17 protein-coding genes are annotated in these 19,121 nt (G+C 62.6%); all 17 read right to left on the reverse strand.

The features are described 5' to 3' along the window. Positions 1–73: 73 nt before the first annotated feature. A complete protein-coding gene (locus tag WA904_RS11490) occupies positions 74–715 on the reverse strand; it encodes an LON peptidase substrate-binding domain-containing protein (RefSeq protein ID WP_425197255.1) in 642 nt (213 codons plus the stop codon). Positions 716–923: 208 nt separating this feature from the next. Continuing rightward, positions 924–1,796 (reverse strand): acetyl-CoA carboxylase, carboxyltransferase subunit beta, encoded by an 873-nt coding sequence (accD, locus tag WA904_RS11495; protein WP_425197256.1) that lies wholly within the window; start codon positions 1,794–1,796, stop codon positions 924–926. Positions 1,797–1,871: 75 nt separating this feature from the next. After that, positions 1,872–2,705: a tryptophan synthase subunit alpha gene (gene trpA / locus WA904_RS11500; protein WP_425197257.1), complete on the reverse strand. Its 834-nt coding sequence runs from the start codon at positions 2,703–2,705 to the stop codon at positions 1,872–1,874. After that, positions 2,702–3,991 carry a tryptophan synthase subunit beta gene (trpB, locus tag WA904_RS11505; RefSeq protein ID WP_425197258.1) on the reverse strand — a complete coding sequence of 430 codons (1,290 nt, stop codon included), beginning with the start codon at positions 3,989–3,991 and terminating at the stop codon, positions 2,702–2,704. Before trpB ends, trpA begins: the two co-directional genes overlap by 4 nt. After that, entirely contained in the window at positions 3,969–4,679 is a 711-nt protein-coding gene (locus WA904_RS11510) for a phosphoribosylanthranilate isomerase (RefSeq protein ID WP_425197259.1), read from the reverse strand. Before WA904_RS11510 ends, trpB begins: the two co-directional genes overlap by 23 nt. A gap of 135 nt (positions 4,680–4,814) precedes the next feature. Then, positions 4,815–5,597: a tRNA pseudouridine(38-40) synthase TruA gene (gene truA, locus WA904_RS11515; RefSeq protein ID WP_425197260.1), complete on the reverse strand. Its 783-nt coding sequence runs from the start codon at positions 5,595–5,597 to the stop codon at positions 4,815–4,817. A gap of 30 nt (positions 5,598–5,627) precedes the next feature. Next, positions 5,628–8,249: a FimV/HubP family polar landmark protein gene (locus tag WA904_RS11520; RefSeq protein ID WP_425197261.1), complete on the reverse strand. Its 2,622-nt coding sequence runs from the start codon at positions 8,247–8,249 to the stop codon at positions 5,628–5,630. A gap of 251 nt (positions 8,250–8,500) precedes the next feature. Further along, the gene (gene asd / locus WA904_RS11525; RefSeq protein WP_425197262.1) at positions 8,501–9,640 is read right to left on the reverse strand and encodes an aspartate-semialdehyde dehydrogenase; all 1,140 of its coding nucleotides are present in this window, start codon (positions 9,638–9,640) and stop codon (positions 8,501–8,503) included. 283 nt (positions 9,641–9,923) lie between these two features. Next, the gene (gene leuB, locus WA904_RS11530) at positions 9,924–11,000 is read right to left on the reverse strand and encodes a 3-isopropylmalate dehydrogenase (protein WP_425197263.1); all 1,077 of its coding nucleotides are present in this window, start codon (positions 10,998–11,000) and stop codon (positions 9,924–9,926) included. A 78-nt stretch (positions 11,001–11,078) separates the two neighbouring features. Then, the gene (gene leuD, locus WA904_RS11535) at positions 11,079–11,729 is read right to left on the reverse strand and encodes a 3-isopropylmalate dehydratase small subunit (protein ID WP_425197264.1); all 651 of its coding nucleotides are present in this window, start codon (positions 11,727–11,729) and stop codon (positions 11,079–11,081) included. A gap of 10 nt (positions 11,730–11,739) precedes the next feature. Continuing rightward, positions 11,740–13,161 (reverse strand): 3-isopropylmalate dehydratase large subunit, encoded by a 1,422-nt coding sequence (leuC, locus tag WA904_RS11540; RefSeq protein ID WP_425197265.1) that lies wholly within the window; start codon positions 13,159–13,161, stop codon positions 11,740–11,742. A 26-nt stretch (positions 13,162–13,187) separates the two neighbouring features. Continuing rightward, the gene (locus tag WA904_RS11545) at positions 13,188–14,129 is read right to left on the reverse strand and encodes a LysR family transcriptional regulator (RefSeq protein WP_425197282.1); all 942 of its coding nucleotides are present in this window, start codon (positions 14,127–14,129) and stop codon (positions 13,188–13,190) included. A 195-nt stretch (positions 14,130–14,324) separates the two neighbouring features. Beyond that, on the reverse strand, positions 14,325–14,705 hold the full coding sequence (locus tag WA904_RS11550; protein WP_425197266.1) for a hypothetical protein: 381 nt from the start codon (positions 14,703–14,705) through the stop codon (positions 14,325–14,327). Between the two features lie 90 nt (positions 14,706–14,795). Further along, the gene (gene gltA, locus WA904_RS11555) at positions 14,796–16,106 is read right to left on the reverse strand and encodes a citrate synthase (protein WP_425197267.1); all 1,311 of its coding nucleotides are present in this window, start codon (positions 16,104–16,106) and stop codon (positions 14,796–14,798) included. A 36-nt stretch (positions 16,107–16,142) separates the two neighbouring features. After that, positions 16,143–16,439 carry a succinate dehydrogenase assembly factor 2 gene (locus tag WA904_RS11560; RefSeq protein WP_425197268.1) on the reverse strand — a complete coding sequence of 99 codons (297 nt, stop codon included), beginning with the start codon at positions 16,437–16,439 and terminating at the stop codon, positions 16,143–16,145. A gap of 145 nt (positions 16,440–16,584) precedes the next feature. Continuing rightward, the gene (locus tag WA904_RS11565) at positions 16,585–17,289 is read right to left on the reverse strand and encodes a succinate dehydrogenase iron-sulfur subunit (protein WP_425197269.1); all 705 of its coding nucleotides are present in this window, start codon (positions 17,287–17,289) and stop codon (positions 16,585–16,587) included. 19 nt (positions 17,290–17,308) lie between these two features. Next, positions 17,309–19,102 carry a succinate dehydrogenase flavoprotein subunit gene (sdhA, locus tag WA904_RS11570; RefSeq protein WP_425197270.1) on the reverse strand — a complete coding sequence of 598 codons (1,794 nt, stop codon included), beginning with the start codon at positions 19,100–19,102 and terminating at the stop codon, positions 17,309–17,311. Between the last annotated feature and the right edge of the window lie 19 nt (positions 19,103–19,121).

Below are 19,121 nucleotides of genomic sequence, written 5' to 3' on the forward strand. Positions count from 1 at the left end.
TGGCAGCGCGCCGGGCCGGCAAAAGCGGCAAAGTCCTGATTTTAGGTTACCGGCGCGGCGCGCCGGCCGCGCCTCACATGGCAATGCCGGTGCGCTCGAGGATGTCGCTGACCAGCTCCAGCCGGACCAACGGGTTGTTCAGCTCCATCAGGCGCTGCTTGAGTTCCAGCGGCATGGGCAGCAGTTCGCACCAGCGGTTGGCGACCCAGCCACAGTCGTCCAGCCGATAAGGCGGCTGCAGAGGCATCTGATCCGGCGGTACAGCCCGTTCCTGCAGGGACTTGATCAGCTTGCCCAAGGCATTGGCTGCTGCGCGCAGGTCATCAGGCACCTGGATGGACTGGTCATCCTCGAGGCGAGTGACGTCGGCAATCCACAGGCCATGCTTGAGTTTTTCACGGTTTGAAATTTCGAAACGCTGCGCACCGGCGCAGCGAATCACCATCAGGCCGGGCTGCGGCACCGAAAAACTGCTGATGGTGGCCAGGGTGCCGACGGTATTGAAGGCTTCGCTGGCAAAGCCGTCTTCCGGCTTGCGCACTTCGGAGCCATGGGTCAGCGCGACCACACCAAAAGGCGCGCCCGTCTTGTGGCATTTGCCGATCATGTCGAGGTAGCGTACCTCGAAGATGCGCAGCGGCAGCACGCCGCCGGGGTAAAGTACGGTGCCCAGCGGGAACAGCGGCAGGCAGGAAAGGGTGAGGGCTTCAGACATCAATGCAGGACGGGAAATTTGCGAAAAAGTTCTGGCTGGGCACCATCTTCCCACGATCCCGTTTTCCCATGCTCAAGCCGTGGCCGAAACTGCGCATCGGTCCGCTATTTCTCGGATGAAATCGGGCTCCAGCCCTTATAGTACAGGCGCAAGCTGCTACTGATTAAATAGCAACCTTGCCCGCACTGCAGAGAATGGGGCCTCTTTTTCAGGCGACAGCGTCGGCCGGCTGGCGCAGCAGCATGGCCAGAGAATTGGCCACGGTCTTGCGCAGCTCGCGCCGGTCGCAGATGAAGTCGATGGCACCCTTGGTTTGCAGGAACTCGGCGCGCTGGAAGCCTTCCGGCAGGGTGACGCGCACGGTGGACTCGATCACGCGCGGCCCGGCAAAACCGATCAATGCCTTTGGTTCTGCAATCACGATATCGCCGACAAAAGCGAAGCCGGCACTCACACCGCCCATCGTCGGGTCGGTCAGCACGCTGATGTAGGGCAGGCCTTTTTTTGCCAGGCGCGTCAGTGCCGCATTGGTCTTGGCCATCTGCATCAGGCTCAGCAGGCCCTCCTGCATGCGGGCGCCGCCGGTGGCAGTAAAGCAGATGAAGGGCACCTTCTGCTCGATGGCGGCATGCACGCCGCGCACAAAGCGCTCGCCGACCACGCTGCCCATGCTGCCGCCCATGAAGTCGAACTCGAAACACGCCACCACCACGCCAATGCTGTGCACGGCGCCGCCCATGACCACCAGGGCGTCAGTTTCCCCGGTGTTCTCCAGCGCTTCTTTCAGGCGCTCGGGGTATTTGCGGCTGTCCTTGAACTTCAGCGGATCCACCGGCAGCACTTCCTGGCCGAGTTCATATCGGCCCTCAGCGTCCAGGAAGGCATCCAGCCTGGCCCGGGCGTCCATGCGGTGATGGTGGCTGCACTGGGGGCAGACGCTCTGGTTTTTCTCCAGGTCGGTCTTGTAGAGCACGGCTTCACAGCTGGGACATTTGACCCACAGGCCCTCGGGCACACTGCGGCGCTCGGTCGGGTCGGTCGGGGTAATTTTGGGCGGAAGAAGTTTTTCTAGCCAAGACATGGGTTCGTCCTTGTGAAGAGTGGCCGATGCCGGCATTCGCGTGCCGGCAGGGCCAAAACCGGAAAAGAAAAGGGATTATGCGCTGTCTGCAGCCCCTGCCGGCTGGTCCAGCGCAGCCCGTATGCCGGTAAGGAAATCGCGCACCAGTGGCACCACCTGATCGCGCGGCTGGCCGTCAATCAGCTGGATGATGCGGCTGCCAATCACCACGGCGTCAGCCACGCGGCTGATGGCTTTGGCGGTGGCGGCGTCGCGGATGCCGAAACCGACACCGACCGGCACCCTGACGTGCTCGCGTATGCGCGGTAGCATGGCTTCAACCGCACCCAGGTCCAGCGTGCCGGCGCCGGTCACGCCCTTGAGCGAGACGTAATACACATAACCGCTGGCCACCTGGGCCACCTGGGCCATGCGGGCGGCGGTGGAAGTGGGTGCCAGCAGAAAAATCAGGTCCATCTGGTGCGCGCGCAGGGTGGCCGCGAAGGCCTCGCATTCTTCGGGCGGGTAGTCCACCACCAGCACACCGTCCACGCCGGCCGCCGATGCATCGCGCACAAACGCGTTTTTGCCGCGCTTGAGATCGTAGGCCTCGATCGGATTGGCATAACCCATCAGCACGACGGGTGTGCTGCTGTCCTTCTGGCGGAACACGTGCACCATCTCCAGCACATGCACCAGGCCTATGCCCAGCGCCAGCGCCTGGTCGCCGGCCTTCTGGATCACCGGGCCGTCGGCGCTGGGGTCTGAAAACGGCACGCCGAGTTCGATCACGTCGGCACCCCCGGCGACCATGCCGTGCATCAGTTCGGGGGTGATGTCGGCAAAGGGGAAGCCGGCAGTGACGTAGGGAATCAGGGCCTTGCGGTTTTGCGCCTTGAGCGCTTCAAAGGTGGAATTTATTCGGCTCATGACTGCGCCCCCACGCCCTTGGCACCGCTGGTCTCAGCGCCGGCGGCACCTTTGACGGTGTGTCCGCGCATCGACGGCCGGTCGTAGAAGTCCGCGCCGGAAAGGTCGGCGACGGTGCCGATGTCCTTGTCGCCGCGGCCAGAGAGGTTGACCAGGATGGACTGGTCGGTGCGCATGGTTTTGGCGAGTTTCATCGCGTAGGCCACGGCGTGACTGGATTCAAGCGCGGGAATAATGCCCTCGGTGCGGCACAGGTAGTGAAAGGCCGAGAGCGCTTCCTTGTCGGTGATGCCGACATATTCAGCGCGGCCGATGTCTTTCAGAAACGCGTGTTCAGGGCCCACGCCCGGGTAGTCCAGACCGGCGCTGATGCTGTGCGTTTCGGTGACCTGGCCATCGTCGTTCTGCAGTACATAGGTGCGGTTGCCGTGCAGCACGCCGGGGCTGCCGCGCTGCAATGAGGCCGAGTGTTTGCCGCTGTCCATGCCTTCGCCTGCGGCTTCAATGCCGATCAGGCGCGTGTTTTCATGGGCGATGTAGGGATGGAAGATGCCCATAGCGTTGCTGCCGCCGCCGACGCAGGCAATCACTGCGTCGGGTTGTTTGCCGCCTGTCATCTCAGGCATCTGCGTCAGGCACTCCTCGCCGATCACGCTCTGGAAATCGCGCACCATCATCGGGTAGGGGTGGGGGCCGGCGACCGTGCCGATGATGTAGAAGGTGTTGTCAACGTTGGCAACCCAGTCGCGCATGGCTTCGTTGAGCGCGTCTTTCAGCGTCTTGCTGCCTGATTCAACCGGCACCACGGTGGCGCCCAGCAGTTTCATGCGGTAGACATTGGGACTCTGGCGCTTCACGTCTTCGCTGCCCATGTAGACCACACATTCGAGGCCGTAACGCGCACAGATGGTGGCGGTGGCTACGCCGTGCTGGCCGGCGCCGGTTTCGGCGATGATGCGCGGCTTGCCCATGCGGCGCGCCAGCATGGCCTGGCCGATGGTGTTGTTGATCTTGTGCGCGCCGGTGTGGTTCAGGTCTTCGCGCTTCAGGTAAATCTGCGCGCCGCCCTGTTCGCGGCTCATGCGCGCAGCGTGATAGATGGGCGAAGGCCGGCCGACGAAGTGCTTGAGTTCGTAGTGGAATTCGGCAAGAAATTCCGGGTCATGCTGGTATCTGGCGTAAGCGTCTTTCAGCTCATTGATCGCACGGGTCAGCGTTTCAGAGACGAAACTGCCGCCGTAAATCCCGAAGTGGCCTGTCGGGTCAGGTTGCTGGTAGGTGTACATGGTTCTTTGCAAGTAAGCCGTCGGCGGCACGAACGGCCGCAACGAACTGATTGATCTTTTCGGCGCTTTTGATTCCTTTCGAAATCTCGACGCCCGAACTGACATCGACGGCCAGCGTCTTACAACGCGGCCGCACTTGCAAAATGCCATCGGTCACATTTGCAGGTGTGAGTCCACCAGACAAAACGAGGTGAGCGTTGACGCTTGGAGGAAGAAGTGACCAATTGAATGCTTTGCCGCCGCCGCCATATCCCTCGACATGTGCATCGAGCAGGATGGCCTGGGCCGCTTTGAAGTCCTGTGTATATTTTACGAGATCGAAGGGGGCGCTACCAGAGACGGGGATTTCCAGCGGAATACGCGCGGCGCGCATGAAGGGCCGCCCTGCCTGCAGGCAGGTTTCGGGCGTTTCATCACCATGAAATTGGAGAAATGCCGTTGGTACGCGGGCGCAGGCAGCTATGATTTCAGTAGCAGATGCATTGACGAACAAGAACACCGGCGTGACAAAGGGCGGCAGGCGGCTGGCCAGCTCGGCGGCGCGTTCAGCGCTCACGTAGCGCGGGCTGGAGGCGTAGAGCACAAAACCCACCGCATCAGCACCAGCGGCCACAGCAGCGTCCACGTCTTCCTCGCGGGTGAGGCCGCAGATCTTGATGCGCGTGCGCTGAGATGAGGAAGAGGTCATAAGGTACCCCGTGTTCGATGACAGCTCAGGTGCTTTTCATACCAGCAGGGGCCGCGGAACCGGCTTCGCCGGGCCGCAGGCGCAGCGGCCCCCCCGGGGGCAGCGTATTGCACGAAGTGAAAAGCGTGGGGGTAGTCATGGCAGCCAATCATAGGCCGGTGTACGTTCCGGCAGGCCATAACGGGCTTCGTACCGGGGGCCGAGAAAATACAGGCCGTCGGGCGAGAAGGTCGGGGCAGCTGCGTCCCGGTTGCGGGCAGCCACGACCTCTGCCATCCAGCCGGGCGCGTGGTTGCCCTGGCCGACGGCTACCAGGCAACCCATGATGTTACGGATCATGTGATGCAAAAAGGCATTGGCCTCGAACTCGAAGCGCCAGTAGCCGGCGCGCCGCGAGACCTCGATCCGGCTGATGGTTTTGACGGGCGACTTCGCCTGGCACTGCGCTGCCCGGAAGGAGCTGAAATCATGCTCGCCGATCAGGTGGGCAATGGCCGCGCGGATGGCCGTCTCGTCCATGGGGCGGTACACCCAGCCGACGCGCCCGGCTTCGACGCTGGGGCGCACCGTCGACTCCAACAGCACATAGGCGTAGCGCCGGCTGATGGCGCTGCCGCGGCAATGGAACTCGTCGGGAACGTCGTGCGCCCATTGCACGGCGATATCACGCGGCAAAAAGGCATTGGTTCCGCGCACCCAGGAAGGAAGGTCGCGCTGAAGGCCGGTGTCAAAGTGCACCACCTGCATCAGCGCATGGACCCCGGCATCGGTGCGCCCGGCGCAGAGGGTGCGCACCGGCTGGGCCATGAACTTGCCAAGTGCTTTTTCCAGCTGGTCCTGCACGGTGTTGCCCGAGAGCTGGCTTTGCCAGCCCTCGTAAGCGGTGCCGCTGTAGCTCAATCCCAGAGCGATCCTCACGGGCAGCCCTCAGGGGAAAGGTGCAAAAGATCAGGCCAGGGCGTTGAGAAAAGCCTGGGCCTTGCTTTTGAGGGAACCGCTGGATTGCGCCAGCACTTCTTCGGCCAGGGAACGGGCGCCGTCCACATCGCCAATTGCACGGAACTCTTCAGCCAGCGCAAATTTGGTTTCCAGCGGATCGTCACTTTCCACAGCTGGTGCCAAGGCGCTTGCCGCGGTGATTTTCTGGCTTTCGGTGGTCGGTTCCTCGAGATCGAGCGACAGGGCACCCAGATCGAACTCCAGCATGCCGCCGGACGTATCCAGATTGGCTGCGGCGGTTGTTGCTGGCGGCTCGGCGGTGAAACTCAAATCGCCACCGGCCATCGCAGGGGCCGGTGGCGCTTTGACGGGCGCAGGGGCAACTGCAGCGGGCATGGCCACCGTGGCGGAGCTGAAATCCATGCCATTGTCGACAGGGGCCGCTGCCACCACCGGCATGGCCATCGTGGGTTCGGGACGTGCCACCGGCTTCGGGGCGGGAGCCGGCACGGATGCGATGGGTTCGGGTTCATCGCCCAGCGAAAAATCCAGGTCCAGGTCGAAGTCAACGGCGGAGGCCGCTGGCTCGGGCGACGGGCTGGTGGCGCGGGGCTGGGGTTGCACGGCGGATGCCACAGCGCCAGCAGCGGCCACATGGGCAGCGGTGGCTGGTTGGCCGCCGGGCTGGTACATGGGGTTGGCGGGGTCCAGTTCGCGACCCATTTCGGCCATGTGGGACCATTCGATGCCCTGGCCCCTGGTCAGGTTGAACGCCTCGGCAGCCACCATTTCAAAGGCTTTGGTGTCGCGGCGTTTGGCATAGATTTCCATCAACTTGCCGTGGATGGCCACGCGCGCGGGGCTCACGCGAATGGCTTCCTTGAGGATTTCCTCGGCTTGCAGGTCACGCCCATAGGCCAGATAGACATCGGCTTCGGCCACAGGATCAACGTCGCCAGCGGCGTCTAGCTGGCTCGGAGAATAGACCATGGATGAGCCGGTGACATTGGCTTCATTCGTGTCGATTCGCTGGCCGCCGCTGGCGCCGAAAAAAGAATCTGGTTGCAGCCTGCTTTCGAGGAAAGAGCTGTCCACTGAAACGGCGTTTTTACGCTGACGTGCGCGGTAGGCGCCGAAGGCGGCCAAAAGTACCAGCAAGGCGGCGGCGCCGCCCAGCATCAACGGGTTGTCAAGCAGCTCGTCAATCAGGCTGGGCTCGGGAGGCGGAGGAGGCGCCACTGCTACCCGCTTTTTGACGGGTGCAGGAGCAGGTGCCGGTGCGCTGGCTGCCACTGCCGGCGCGCTGGCCTCAGCCGGGCTGCTTGCTGCCGGCATGGCCGGCGCAACAGCTGCGGGGCTCGCAGGTGCTGAAGCGGCGGGTGCTGCCGGCAATGCGCCTGCGGGCGATGCTGCGGACAGCGTTCCCGGGGTGGTGACCGCGACACCTGGCGTGGAGGGACTGCTGGCTGCGGGGCTGGCTGGCGCCGCCGGCACGCTTGGCGCAGCGCTGAGTTTGTTGAGATCGCTGATGTTCTTCGACAGTTCGGCCACGCGCTCGGCGGCTTCCTTGGCCTGCCGGTCCTTCGCGATTTTTTCTTCCGCGGCCTTGCTTTGTACCGCACCCTTGGAGAGGGTCAATTTGTCGGGCGTAGCGGCGGCAGGCGCCTTGTCTTCAACCTTGGCCTGGACCTGGCCCGAGGCTCGACGGTCCGCGCTGTTGACCTGGGTCGTTGGGGCACCCTCCGCCAGCTTGCGGCGGAATTCGTTGAAGTCTTTGCTCTGGGCAACGATGGTCCGGCTTGCTTCGGCGGCGGGAATGTACTCGGCCTGGTCGCCAGCCGGTACATCGAGCACGGCACCGGCTTTGAGGCGGTTGATGTTGCCGCCTATGAAGGCATCGGGGTTGCTGCGCAACAGTGCCACCAGCATCTGGTCCAGCGAGACGCTGGCTGGTTTGGTCTGCGCTGCGATTTTTCCGGCGGTGTCGCCGGGCTTCACCGTAATTTTCTGTCCATCGGCCGTTGGCGCTCTTTCGACAGGAGCTGCCTGTGCTGCCGGTGCCTGGGCGACCGGGGCTGGCCTGGAAGGCTGTGGCGCAGGTGCGGCGGATGGTGCCGGTGCAGCGGACGGTGCGGGCCGAACTGCCACGGGGGGAGGAGGAGGCTGCGAAACGGAAGGTGCCGTGGGTGCTGCCATGACGGGGGCCGCCTGGCGCAGGTTCGGCGGATCAAACAGCATCGTGTAGTCGCGCACGATGCGTCCGGATGCCCATCGGGCTTCCAGGATCAGGTCCACAAAAGGTTCGCTGACGGGCCTGTCGCTGCTCAGGCGCAGGTAGGCGCGGCCATCGCTTCGCTTTTGCAGGCTGATCCGGACGTTGGTTACTGCGGCTGTGTATTCCAGGCCGGCTGCGCGGAACGCATCGGCACTGGCGACGCTGGCTTGCAGGGATGCCGCTTCGTCGGCGCTGATCTCGACAATATCGATTTCAGCCCGCAGCGGTTCACCCAGGGCGGACTGAACCGTCACCCGGCCCAGTCCCAACGCATGCGCCGGCAAGCTGGAGAGACTACCCAACAGGACCATGGCGGCTGCCACGCCACCTTTACGCCAACGGCCTGCTTGTTTCATGGGAATTGGAGCCTCCGGTGCCCGGTTTGCATTAAATTTTATTCTGCTGGTCCGCACAAAAACCTCAACGCTAATTTTCGACAAAACAACATTAACATCAAGGCATTAGGCTGACAAGCTAAGACAGCACTTAAGTTTTGACACGCGGGGTTAGCATCAACTTACAACTTCTACTTGTTGTCTGACGACAACGAGATGTCACAACTGGTTACGGCTGATGGCTGCACATGAGCAGCCATCAGTCCGTCATTTCAGCCCTGCAAAAGAATGCGCAGCATGCGCCGCAAAGGCTCGGCCGCACCCCACAACAACTGGTCGCCGACCGTGAAGGCGCCCAGGTAGTCGGGTCCCATGGCCAGCTTGCGCAGGCGGCCGACCGGGATCGTCATGGTGCCGGTCACGGCCACCGGTGTCAGGTCGGTCACGCTGGCTTCGCGTGTGTTGGGCACAACCTTGACCCACTCGTTGTCGGCCGCGATCATGGCCTCGATGTCGGCCAGCGGCACATCTTTCTTCAGCTTGAAGGTCAGTGCCTGGCTGTGGCAGCGCATGGCGCCTATGCGCACGCAAAAGCCGTCCACCGGGGTTTCAGCGGTGCCGAAGCTGGCGCCCTGACCCAAAATCTTGTTGGTCTCGGCGCCGCCCTTCCATTCTTCCTTGCTCATGCCGTTGCCCAGGTCCTTGTCGATCCAGGGGATCAGCGAGCCGCCCAGCGGCACGCCGAAGTTGGCGGTTTCTGAAGAGGAAAGCGATTGCTGTTTGGCCAGAACGCGGCGGTCGATTTCCAGAATCGCGGACTTCGGGTCGTCCAGCAAGGCCCGCACTTCGCTGCTGAGTGTGCCGAACTGGGTGAGCAGTTCGCGCATGTGCTGCGCGCCGCCGCCGGAAGCGGCCTGGTAGGTCATGCTGGTCATCCATTCGACCAGACCAGCCTTGTACAGCGCACCCACGCCCATCAGCATGCAGCTCACGGTGCAGTTGCCGCCAATCCAGTTTTTGCCGCCCTTGGCCAGCGCCTTCTGGATGACCGGCAGGTTGACCGGGTCCAGGATGATGATGGCGTCGTCGTTCATGCGCAGCGTCGAAGCCGCGTCAATCCAGTGGCCGGTCCAGCCGGCGGCGCGCAACTTGGGGTAGACCTCGGTGGTGTAGTCGCCGCCCTGGGCGGTGATGATCACATCGCATTTTTTCAGGGCCGCAATGTCGAACGCGTCTTTCAGCGTGGTTTCGTTTTTGGCCTGGGCCGGGGCTTTGCCGCCGGCATTCGAGGTCGAGAAGAAGACTGGTTCGATCAGGTCGAAGTCGCCCTCGGCCTGCATGCGGTCGATCAGCACCGAACCGACCATGCCGCGCCAGCCGACGAGTCCTGTGAGATTGCCTGCGAGTTTCATTGGATTGCCCTTTTTCAAAAAATATGCTTTTTGACCCGGCCCATCGGGCCGGCAGGGCACGACGAACCGGGCTTGCTAGCCTTTAATGGTCGTCGTTTTGGTGATCTGGGCAAAAACCGGCGCAGCGCTGATCGCGCGCGAAGTGGCGATGAAGCGGGTGAGTGCAGGGTTTTTACGCATGGAGCTATTGTAATCACGGCCGGCCGGACCGGCGCCGCGGGGCGCTATTTGCCGGCCTGGCCTGTGGTTGCCAGCCAACGCCGAAGCGCTGGCGTCAGGGTTTTCAGGACTGACTGAGGGCTTTTACGACCGCATTGCCCATCTCGACGGTGCCGACCCTGGTCGTGCCTTCGCTATAGATGTCAGGTGTGCGCAGGCCTTGCGTCAACACGGCGTCAACGGCTTTTTCAATACGCACGGCTGCTTCGGGCTGGTTCAGGCTGAAGCGCAGCATCATGGCCGCGCTCAAAATCGTTGCCAGCGGATTGGCCACGCCCTTGCCGGCGATGTCAGGTGCGCTGCCGTGGCTGGGTTCGTACAGCCCCTGGTTTTTCGTGTTCAGGCTGGCCGAGGGCAGCATGCCGATGCTGCCGGTCAGCATGGCGGCCGCGTCGCTGAGGATGTCGCCGAACATGTTGCCGGTCACCACCACGTCGAACTTCTTGGGCGCCTTGACCAGCTGCATGGCGGCGTTGTCCACGTACATGTGGTCCAGCGCCACGTCGGGGTACTGCAGGCCGACTTCAGTGACGATGTCTTTCCAGAACTGGAAGGTTTCCAGCACGTTGGCCTTGTCGACGCTGGTCACGCGGCTGCCGCGCTTGCGTGCGGCCTGGAAGGCGACGTGGGCAATGCGTTCGATTTCCGGGCGCGAATAACGCATGGTGTCAAACGCTTCCTCGCTGCCGGGGAAGTGTCCGTCGGTGGCGGTGCGGCGGCCGCGCGGCTGGCCGAAGTAGATGTCGCCGGTCAGCTCGCGGATGATGAGGATGTCCAGGCCGGACACCAGCTCGCGTTTCAGGCTGGACGCATCCACCAGTTGCGGGTAACAGATGGCGGGCCGGAAATTGGCGAACAGGCCCATGTTCTTGCGCAGGCCCAGGATGGCTTGCTCGGGGCGCAGCGGGCGGTCCAGCTTGTCGTATTTCCAGTCGCCGACAGCGCCAAACAGCACAGCGTCCGCGGCTTGCGCGAGTTTCAGCGTGGCCTCGGGCAGCGGATGACCGTGCGCTTCGTAGGCGGCACCGCCGACCAGTGCGGTCTCGGTTTCAAATTTCAGGTCCAGTGCCTTCAGGACCTTGACAGCCTCGGCGACGATTTCGGTGCCGATGCCGTCACCGGGAAGAATTGCGATTTTCATGCTTGCTCTTTTATTGATAGCTGCTTGTTCCCTATTTATAAGGGCTAGAGGCATATTTTGGTTGAAAAATCGGGAGTATCAGGAGATCAGGGTGTGAGCCAGCCAGGGCTTGGTAGCCAGCCGCTCTGCTTCAAACGCCTTGATCTTGTCGCTCTGGCGCAAGGTCAGGCCAATGTCGTCATAACCACCCAGCAGGCAGAATTTCTTGAAAGCCTGCACCTCGAAGGGAATTTCTTCGCCTTGTGGCTTGATCACCACCTGGCGCTCCAGGTCGATGGTGAGCTGGTAGCCGGGAAAGGCCAGCGCCTCGTCGAACAGCTGGCCGACCTGCGCTTCGCTCAGCACGATGGGCAGCAAGCCGTTCTTGAAACTGTTGTTGAAAAAGATGTCGGCGTAGCTGGGCGCAATGATGGCGCGAAAGCCGTACTGGTCCAGCGCCCAAGGCGCGTGTTCGCGCGAAGAGCCGCAGCCGAAGTTCTTGCGTGCCAGCAGGATGGAGGCGCCTTTGTAGCGCGGCTGGTTCAGCACGAAGTCCGGGTTGGGCTTGCGTGTGGCCGGGTCCTGGCCCGGAAAGCCGGGGTCCAGGTAGCGCCAGGCGTCAAACAGGTTGGGGCCGAAGCCGGTCTTGCGGATGGACTTCAAGAACTGTTTGGGAATGATCGCGTCAGTGTCGACGTTCTCACGGTCCATGGGCGCGACCAGGCCTTTGTGTATGGTGAATTTCTGCATGATGTGACTCTCAGGAGAACTTGCGAATATCGACGAAATGGCCATGCACGGCTGCAGCCGCCGCCATGGCGGGACTCACCAGATGCGTGCGACCGCCGGCGCCTTGCCGGCCTTCGAAGTTGCGGTTGCTGGTGGAGGCGCAGCGTTCACCCGGCTCGAGACGGTCGGCGTTCATGGCCAGGCACATGGAGCAGCCGGGTTCGCGCCACTCGAAGCCGGCGGCGACAAAAATCTTGTCCAGGCCTTCGCGCTCTGCTTGCTCTTTCACAAGACCGGAGCCCGGCACCACCATAGCCAGCTTCACATTGCCTGCCACCTTCTGGCCGATTTTCTGGACCATGGCGGCCGCCTCGCGCATGTCTTCAATACGGCTGTTGGTGCAGGAACCGATGAAGACCTTGTCTACCAGGATGTCGTTGATGGCCTTGCCGGGCTGCAGGCCCATGTAGGTCAGGGCGCGTTCGATGGCGTCGCGTTTGCTGGCGTCTTTTTCCTTGTCCGGGTCGGGCACGCGGTCGTCAATCGACAGCACCATCTCGGGCGAGGTGCCCCAGGTGACCTGCGGCCGGATCTGGCTCGCGTCAAGCTTGACCACGGTGTCGAACTTCGCGTCAGCATCGGACTGCAGCGTACTCCAGTACTGCACCGCCTGGTCCCACTCCACGCCGGTCGGTGCCAACGGCCGGCCCTTGACGTAGGCAATCGTCTTGGCGTCCACCGCCACCAGGCCAGCGCGCGCGCCGGCCTCGATGGCCATGTTGCAGACCGTCATGCGCGCTTCCATGCTGAGCGCGCGGATGGCCGCGCCGCCGAATTCAATGGTGTAGCCGGTGCCACCTGCCGTGCCGATTTTTCCGATGATGGCCAGCACGATGTCCTTGCCAGTCAGGCCTGGGGCCAGCGTGCCGTCCACCTGCACCAGCATGTTTTTGGCTTTTTTGGCGAGCAGGGTTTGCGTGGCCATCACGTGTTCCACTTCGCTGGTGCCTATGCCGTGCGCCAGCGCCCCAAAGGCGCCGTGGGTGGAGGTGTGCGAGTCGCCGCAAACCACCGTCATGCCGGGCAGGGTGGCGCCGGTTTCAGGCCCCATCACGTGCACGATGCCCTGGCGTTTGGACAGGAAGGGGAAGTAGGCCGCCGCACCGAACTCGGCGATGTTGCTGTCCAGCGTGGTGATCTGCTCCTTGCTGACCAGGTCGGTGATGCCGTCGTAGCCGAGTTCCCAGCCGGTGGTCGGCGTGTTGTGATCGGCGGTGGCGACGATGGAGCTGATGCGCCAGACCTTGCGGCCGGCTTCGCGCAGGCCTTCAAAGGCCTGCGGGCTGGTGACCTCATGCACCAGGTGCCGGTCGATATAGAGGATGGCCGTGCCATCTTCCTCGGTGTGAACGACGTGTTCGTCCCAGATTTTGTCGTAGAGGGTGCGTCCCATGTGGTTTCCTTCGTGGTCTGTCGATTTTAAGTGGGTGAGGTGGGGGCCGTGGCCACTGCGCGCGCGGTGAGGTGATCGACCAGCAGGCGGGCGGTGACGGGCAGGCTGGAGAAATCGCGCGCCACCAGCTCGATGTGGCGCTCGGCCCAGTCGTTGGTCAGCGCAACCGACTCGAGCTCGCCAACGCCATGCATGAGCTCGAAAGCGCGCTGCGGCATGACACCGACGCCCAGTCCGTTGTGGATCATGCGGCACATGGCGTCCAGTCCGGTCACGTGGATGCGCAGCTTGATGGTGCGGCCGGCCTGCGCCGCGGCATCGCGCATGGCCAGGTAGATCGAGCTGTTCGAATGCAGGCCGACGTGGTCGAAGTCCAGGCTGTCTTCAAAAGCAATCGCATCCTGCGCACCCAGCACATGGCCGCGCGGCACGATCATGACCAGGCGGTCCTGCCGATAGGGCAGGGTCTGCAGGTCGCCGCTGCCGTCGGCGGTGTTGCAGATACCGAGGTCGGCTGCGCCTTCCTGCACCGCGCGCACGACTTCCGTGCTCAGGTGTTCTTCCAGGTCGATCTTGACCTCGGGGTGCTGGCCGATGAAAGCGCCCAGGTCTTCCGGTAAAAACTGCACGATGGCCGAGATGCTGGCGTGCACCCGCACATGGCCGCGCACGCCGTGGGCGTATTCGCTGAGTTCGCCCTGCATCTTCTCGAGACTGAAGAGCACTGAGCGCGCATGGTGCAGCAGGCTTTGGCCGGCGGGCGTCAGGTCCACGCCGCGGGTGTGGCGGTAGAGCAGAGGCGTGTCGAGCGCGGCTTCCAGGTCGGACAGGCGCTTGCTGACGGCCGATGCCGCGATGAATTCACGCTCGGCCGCCTTGCCGATGCTGCCGAGTTCACACACCGCGACAAACAATTGCAGCGAGGTGAGGTCAATGCGGCGGGCAAAACTGCGTTCCGAGGTTTTCATGAGGGTCAAAGCCATCGCGATTCACGATGATTTGCTATTTTGAATGCTTATGAAAGACCTCGTCATCGCGATATGCGATGGGTGACTTGCCCGCCCGTGAGGCTTTGGCAGCAGCTTTCCTGATATTTATGAGTGTTTCAGGGCTCTGCCCTTATGGGGTGGGCTCAAGAAGCTATCAAAACAGTAGCGAATGCTTCAATCAGCAATGGTGCGGGGGTCCAGCACCCGGATGCGCGGGTCCACGTTGTAGCCGCCGTATTCGGTGTAGCGCAGCAAATGCCGGTCGCAGCGCGTGCAGTGCCAGACATCGCAGCGGTTGTAGGGGAAGAAAGAGACAGCCACCGGCGCGTCGGGTGAGTCGTAACGTGTGCCCTGGGGATGGTGTTCTTCCAGTGTCGGTTCCTCCAGGCCGGGGTCGCGCAGGGTGGCGACCTGCGTCATCTGGTTGGCTTCCCAGCGGTATTCGGCCAGGCTTTCCCAGCCGGCACAGGCGCCGAGTGCGCAGCTGCAGGCGCGGGGCGGTGCCGTTCCGGCCATCGCCTGGCGCAGCTCATCGGCGGTTTGAAGGGGTTTCAAAAAATGCTCCTGGGAGACCATGGTCGCAAAAAAGCCCGCCGGCGTTGCCACGGGCGGGCTTGGTTCACGCAAACAGGCCGATCAACCGGATCAGCGTTTGGCGAGGGGTTTCACATCGCGCGTTACTGAACCGTTGAACAGCTGGCGTGGGCGGCCGATCTTGTATTCGGGGTCGCCAATCATTTCGTTGAGCTGGGCGATCCAGCCGACGGTACGGGCCAGCGCGAAGATCGCCGTGAACAGCGGCACCGGGATGCCGATGGCGCGCTGCACGATGCCGGAGTAGAAGTCGACGTTGGGGTAGAGCTTGCGCGACACGAAGTATTCGTCTTCCAGAGCAATCTTTTCCAGCGCCATGGCGAGCTTGAACAACGGGTCGTTTTCCAGGCCCATTTCCTTGAGCACTTCCTTGCAGGTTTCCTGCATCAGCTTGGCGCGTGGGTCGTAGTTCTTGTAGACGCGGTGGCCAAAACCCATCAGCTTGACGCCGGAATTCTTGTCCTTGACCTGCTTGATGAAGTCGCCGATTTTCTCGATGCCGCCGGCTTTCTGGATGTCGCCCAGCATGTTGAGTGCCGCTTCGTTGGCGCCGCCGTGTGCCGGGCCCCAGAGGCAGGCCACACCGGCAGCAATCGCTGCAAACGGGTTGGTGCCGGACGAGCCGCAGAGGCGGACCGTGGACGTCGAGGCGTTCTGCTCGTGGTCTGCATGCAGGATGAAGATGCGGTCCAGCGCGCGTTCGAGCACCGGATTGACCTTGTATTCTTCACACGGCGTGGCAAACATCATGTGCAGGAAGTTGCCCGCATAACTGAGGTTGTTCTTCGGGTACATGTAGGGCTGGCCCACGGTGTACTTGTAGGCCATGGCGACCAGCGTCGGCATCTTGGCGATCAGGCGGATGGCCGAGATGTCGCGGTGCTCGGGATTGGTGATGTCGGTGCTGTCATGGTAGAAGGCCGACAGGGCGCCGACCAGGCCGGTCATGATGGCCATCGGATGCGCGTCGCGGCGGAAACCGCGCAGGAAAAACTGCATCTGCTCGTTGACCATGGTGTGGTTGGTCACGCGGCTGACGAAATCTTTTTTCTGCTCGACATTGGGCAGCTCGCCGTACAGCAGCAGGTTGCAGGTCTCCATGTAGTCGCAATTGGTGGCCAGCTGCTCGATGGGATAGCCGCGGTACAGCAGCTCGCCCTTGTCGCCGTCGATATAAGTGATGGCCGACTGGCAGGAAGCCGTGGACAAAAAACCCGGGTCGTAAGTAAACATGCCGGTCTGTGCATACAGCTTGCGGATGTCCACGACGTCGGGACCGACGTTGCCGTGGTACACCGGCAATTCGACACTGGGACTGCCGTTGCTGAAGGATAGGGTGGCTTTGTTGTCAGCGAGTTTCATTTCTGGGTTCTTTCTACATCAATTCAATGGAGGCGGTCAGTGGGCGGGCGATGGGACCCGCATCATGTTTAATACTTCGAGTGCTTCGGCGGTGGCAGCGCTGGTGGCTGGTAGCTGGCCGGGTTCTTTACGTTTTAGCAGCAAATCCAGCAGGTCGTTGTCGGACAAATCCATTAAATCATCCAGACCTTTGGCCTGCCTGACGGTCAAGCCCGCTTCATGCTTGCGGAAAAACCGCTCGATGAACAAATCATTCTCAAGCAGCCCCCGGCGGCAGCGCCATCTGAGCTTGCTCAATGCCCGTTCACCGAGAAGTTCGTCCGTGGTCTGCATGATCAGAGAACGATTTTTCCGCCGAGCGAAGCGAAGGCGTGACCAGACCAGCCGGGGCCGCGGAACAGGCTTTGCCGGGCCGGAGGCGCAGCGGCCCCCTCGGGGGGCAGCGAAGTACGCGAAGCGACAAGCGTGGGGGCCATATTTAAATAGTGCGAAGCACCATCATTTCCTTGATCTTGCCGATGGCCTTGCTGGGGTTCAGGCCCTTGGGGCAGACATCGACGCAGTTCATGATGGTATGGCAGCGGAACAGGCGGTACGGGTCTTCCAGGTTGTCCAGGCGCTCGGCGGTCGCCTCGTCGCGGCTGTCGGCGATGAAGCGGTAGGCCTGCAGCAAGCCGGCCGGGCCGACGAACTTGTCCGGGTTCCACCAGAAGCTGGGGCAGGACGTCGAACAGCTGGCGCACAGGATGCACTCGTACAGGCCGTTGAGTTCATCACGCTCTTCGGGGCTCTGCAGGCGCTCCTTGTCGGGCGGCACGTTGTCGTTGATCAGGTAGGGCTTGATCGAGTTGTACTGCTTGAAGAAGTCCGTCATGTCGACGATCAGGTCGCGTACCACAGGCAGGCCGGGCAGGGGCTTGAGCACGATGGTCCCGGGCAGGGTGCGCATGTTGGTCAGGCAGGCCAGGCCGTTCTTGCCGTTGATGTTCATGGCGTCCGAACCGCAGACGCCTTCGCGGCAGGAGCGGCGGAAGGAAATGGTCGGATCCTGCGCCTTGAGCTTCATCAGGGCGTCGAGCAGCATGCGCTCGCTGCCGTCCAGCTCGACCTCGATGGTCTGCATGTAGGGCTTGGCATCCTGATCGGGGTCGTAGCGGTAAATCTGGAAGGTGCGTTTGGTCATGGGGTTTCCGCTTGTCTTTTTAGAAGGAGCGAACTGTCAGGGGAATCGAGTCCACTGTCAGTGGTTTCATCTGCACAGGCTTGTATGCCAGGCGGCTGCCTTCGCTGTACCAGAGCGTGTGCTTGTGCCAGTCGGTGTCGTTGCGGCCGTTCGGATGCTCGGGCGTGTCGCCGTAGTCATCCACCGAATGCGCGCCGCGGCTCTCGTGGCGGGCGGCAGCCGAGACGATGGTTGCCTGGGCGGCCTCGATCAGGTTTTCGACTTCCAGGGCCTCGATGCGCGCCGTATTGAAGATCTTCGACTTGTCCTTCAGGCCGATGTTGCTCACGCGCTTGCGCAGCTCGGCGATCTTGGCGACACCGGCATCCATGATGGCCTGGGTGCGGAACACGCCGGCGTGTTGCTGCATGGCCGCGCGGATGTCGTTGGCCACGTCCTGCGCATATTCGCCTTCAGTGGCGTTGTCCAGGCGGGCAATACGTGCCAGCGTGGCGTCGGCTGCGTCAAGCGGCAGGCCTTTGTGCGAAGTGGTCTTGTTGTATTCAACGATGTGGTTGCCGGCCGCGCGGCCGAACACCAGCAGATCGAGCAGGGAGTTGGTGCCCAGGCGGTTCGCGCCGTGCACGCTGACGCAGGCGCATTCACCGACCGCGTACAGGCCACCCACGACCTGGCTCTGGTTGTTGACGTCCTGCGTGACGACCTGGCCGTGGATGTTGGTCGGGATGCCGCCCATCTGGTAATGGATGGTGGGCACCACGGGGATCGGTTCCTTGGTGATGTCGACGTTGGCAAAGTTGTGGCCAATTTCGAACACCGACGGCAGGCGCTTCATGATGGTCTCGGCACCCAGGTGGGTCATGTCGAGGTTGATGTAATCCTTGTTCGGGCCGCAGCCGCGGCCTTCCTTGATTTCCTGGTCCATGCAGCGTGACACATAGTCGCGCGGTGCCAGGTCTTTGTAGGCCGGTGCATAACGCTCCATGAAACGCTCGCCGTTGCTGTTGCGCAAAATGGCGCCCTCGCCGCGGCAGCCTTCGGTCAGCAACACGCCGGCGCCATGCACGCCGGTCGGGTGGAACTGCCAGAACTCCATGTCTTCAAGCGGGATGCCGGCACGCGCCGCCATGCCCAGGCCGTCGCCGGTGTTGATGAAGGCGTTGGTCGAGGCGGCAAAAATGCGGCCGGCGCCGCCGGTGGCCAGCAAGGTGGTCTTGGCTTCGAAGATGTGAACGTCGCCGGTTTCCATCTCGATGGCGGTCACGCCGACCACGTCGCCGGCGGCATCACGGATCAGGTCCATGGCCAGCCATTCGACGAAGAAGCTGGTTTTTTCCTTGACGTTCTGCTGGTACAGCGTGTGCAGCATGGCGTGGCCGGTGCGGTCGGCCGCAGCGCAGGCGCGCTGCACCGGCTTTTCGCCGTAGTTGGCGGTGTGGCCGCCGAAGGGGCGCTGGTAAATCGTGCCGTCGGGGTTGCGGTCGAAAGGCATGCCCATGTGCTCCAGGTCGTACACGACCTTGGGCGCTTCGCGGCACATGTACTCGATCGCATCCTGGTCGCCGAGCCAGTCGGAGCCCTTGACGGTGTCGTAGAAGTGATAGTGCCAGTTGTCTTCGGACATGTTGCCGAGCGAGGCGCCGATGCCGCCCTGGGCCGCCACCGTATGCGAGCGCGTCGGGAACACCTTGGAGAGCACGGCCACGTTCAGGCCGGCGCGCGCCAGCTGCAGCGAGGCACGCATGCCGGAGCCGCCGGCCCCGACGATCACCACGTCAAATTTTCGTTTGGGAAGCTTGGAGGATGCAGTCATGTTTGTTTTTCAGTCGTGG

It is taken from the genome of Polaromonas sp., assembly GCF_049790275.1.
Classification (GTDB): domain Bacteria; phylum Pseudomonadota; class Gammaproteobacteria; order Burkholderiales; family Burkholderiaceae_C; genus Polaromonas.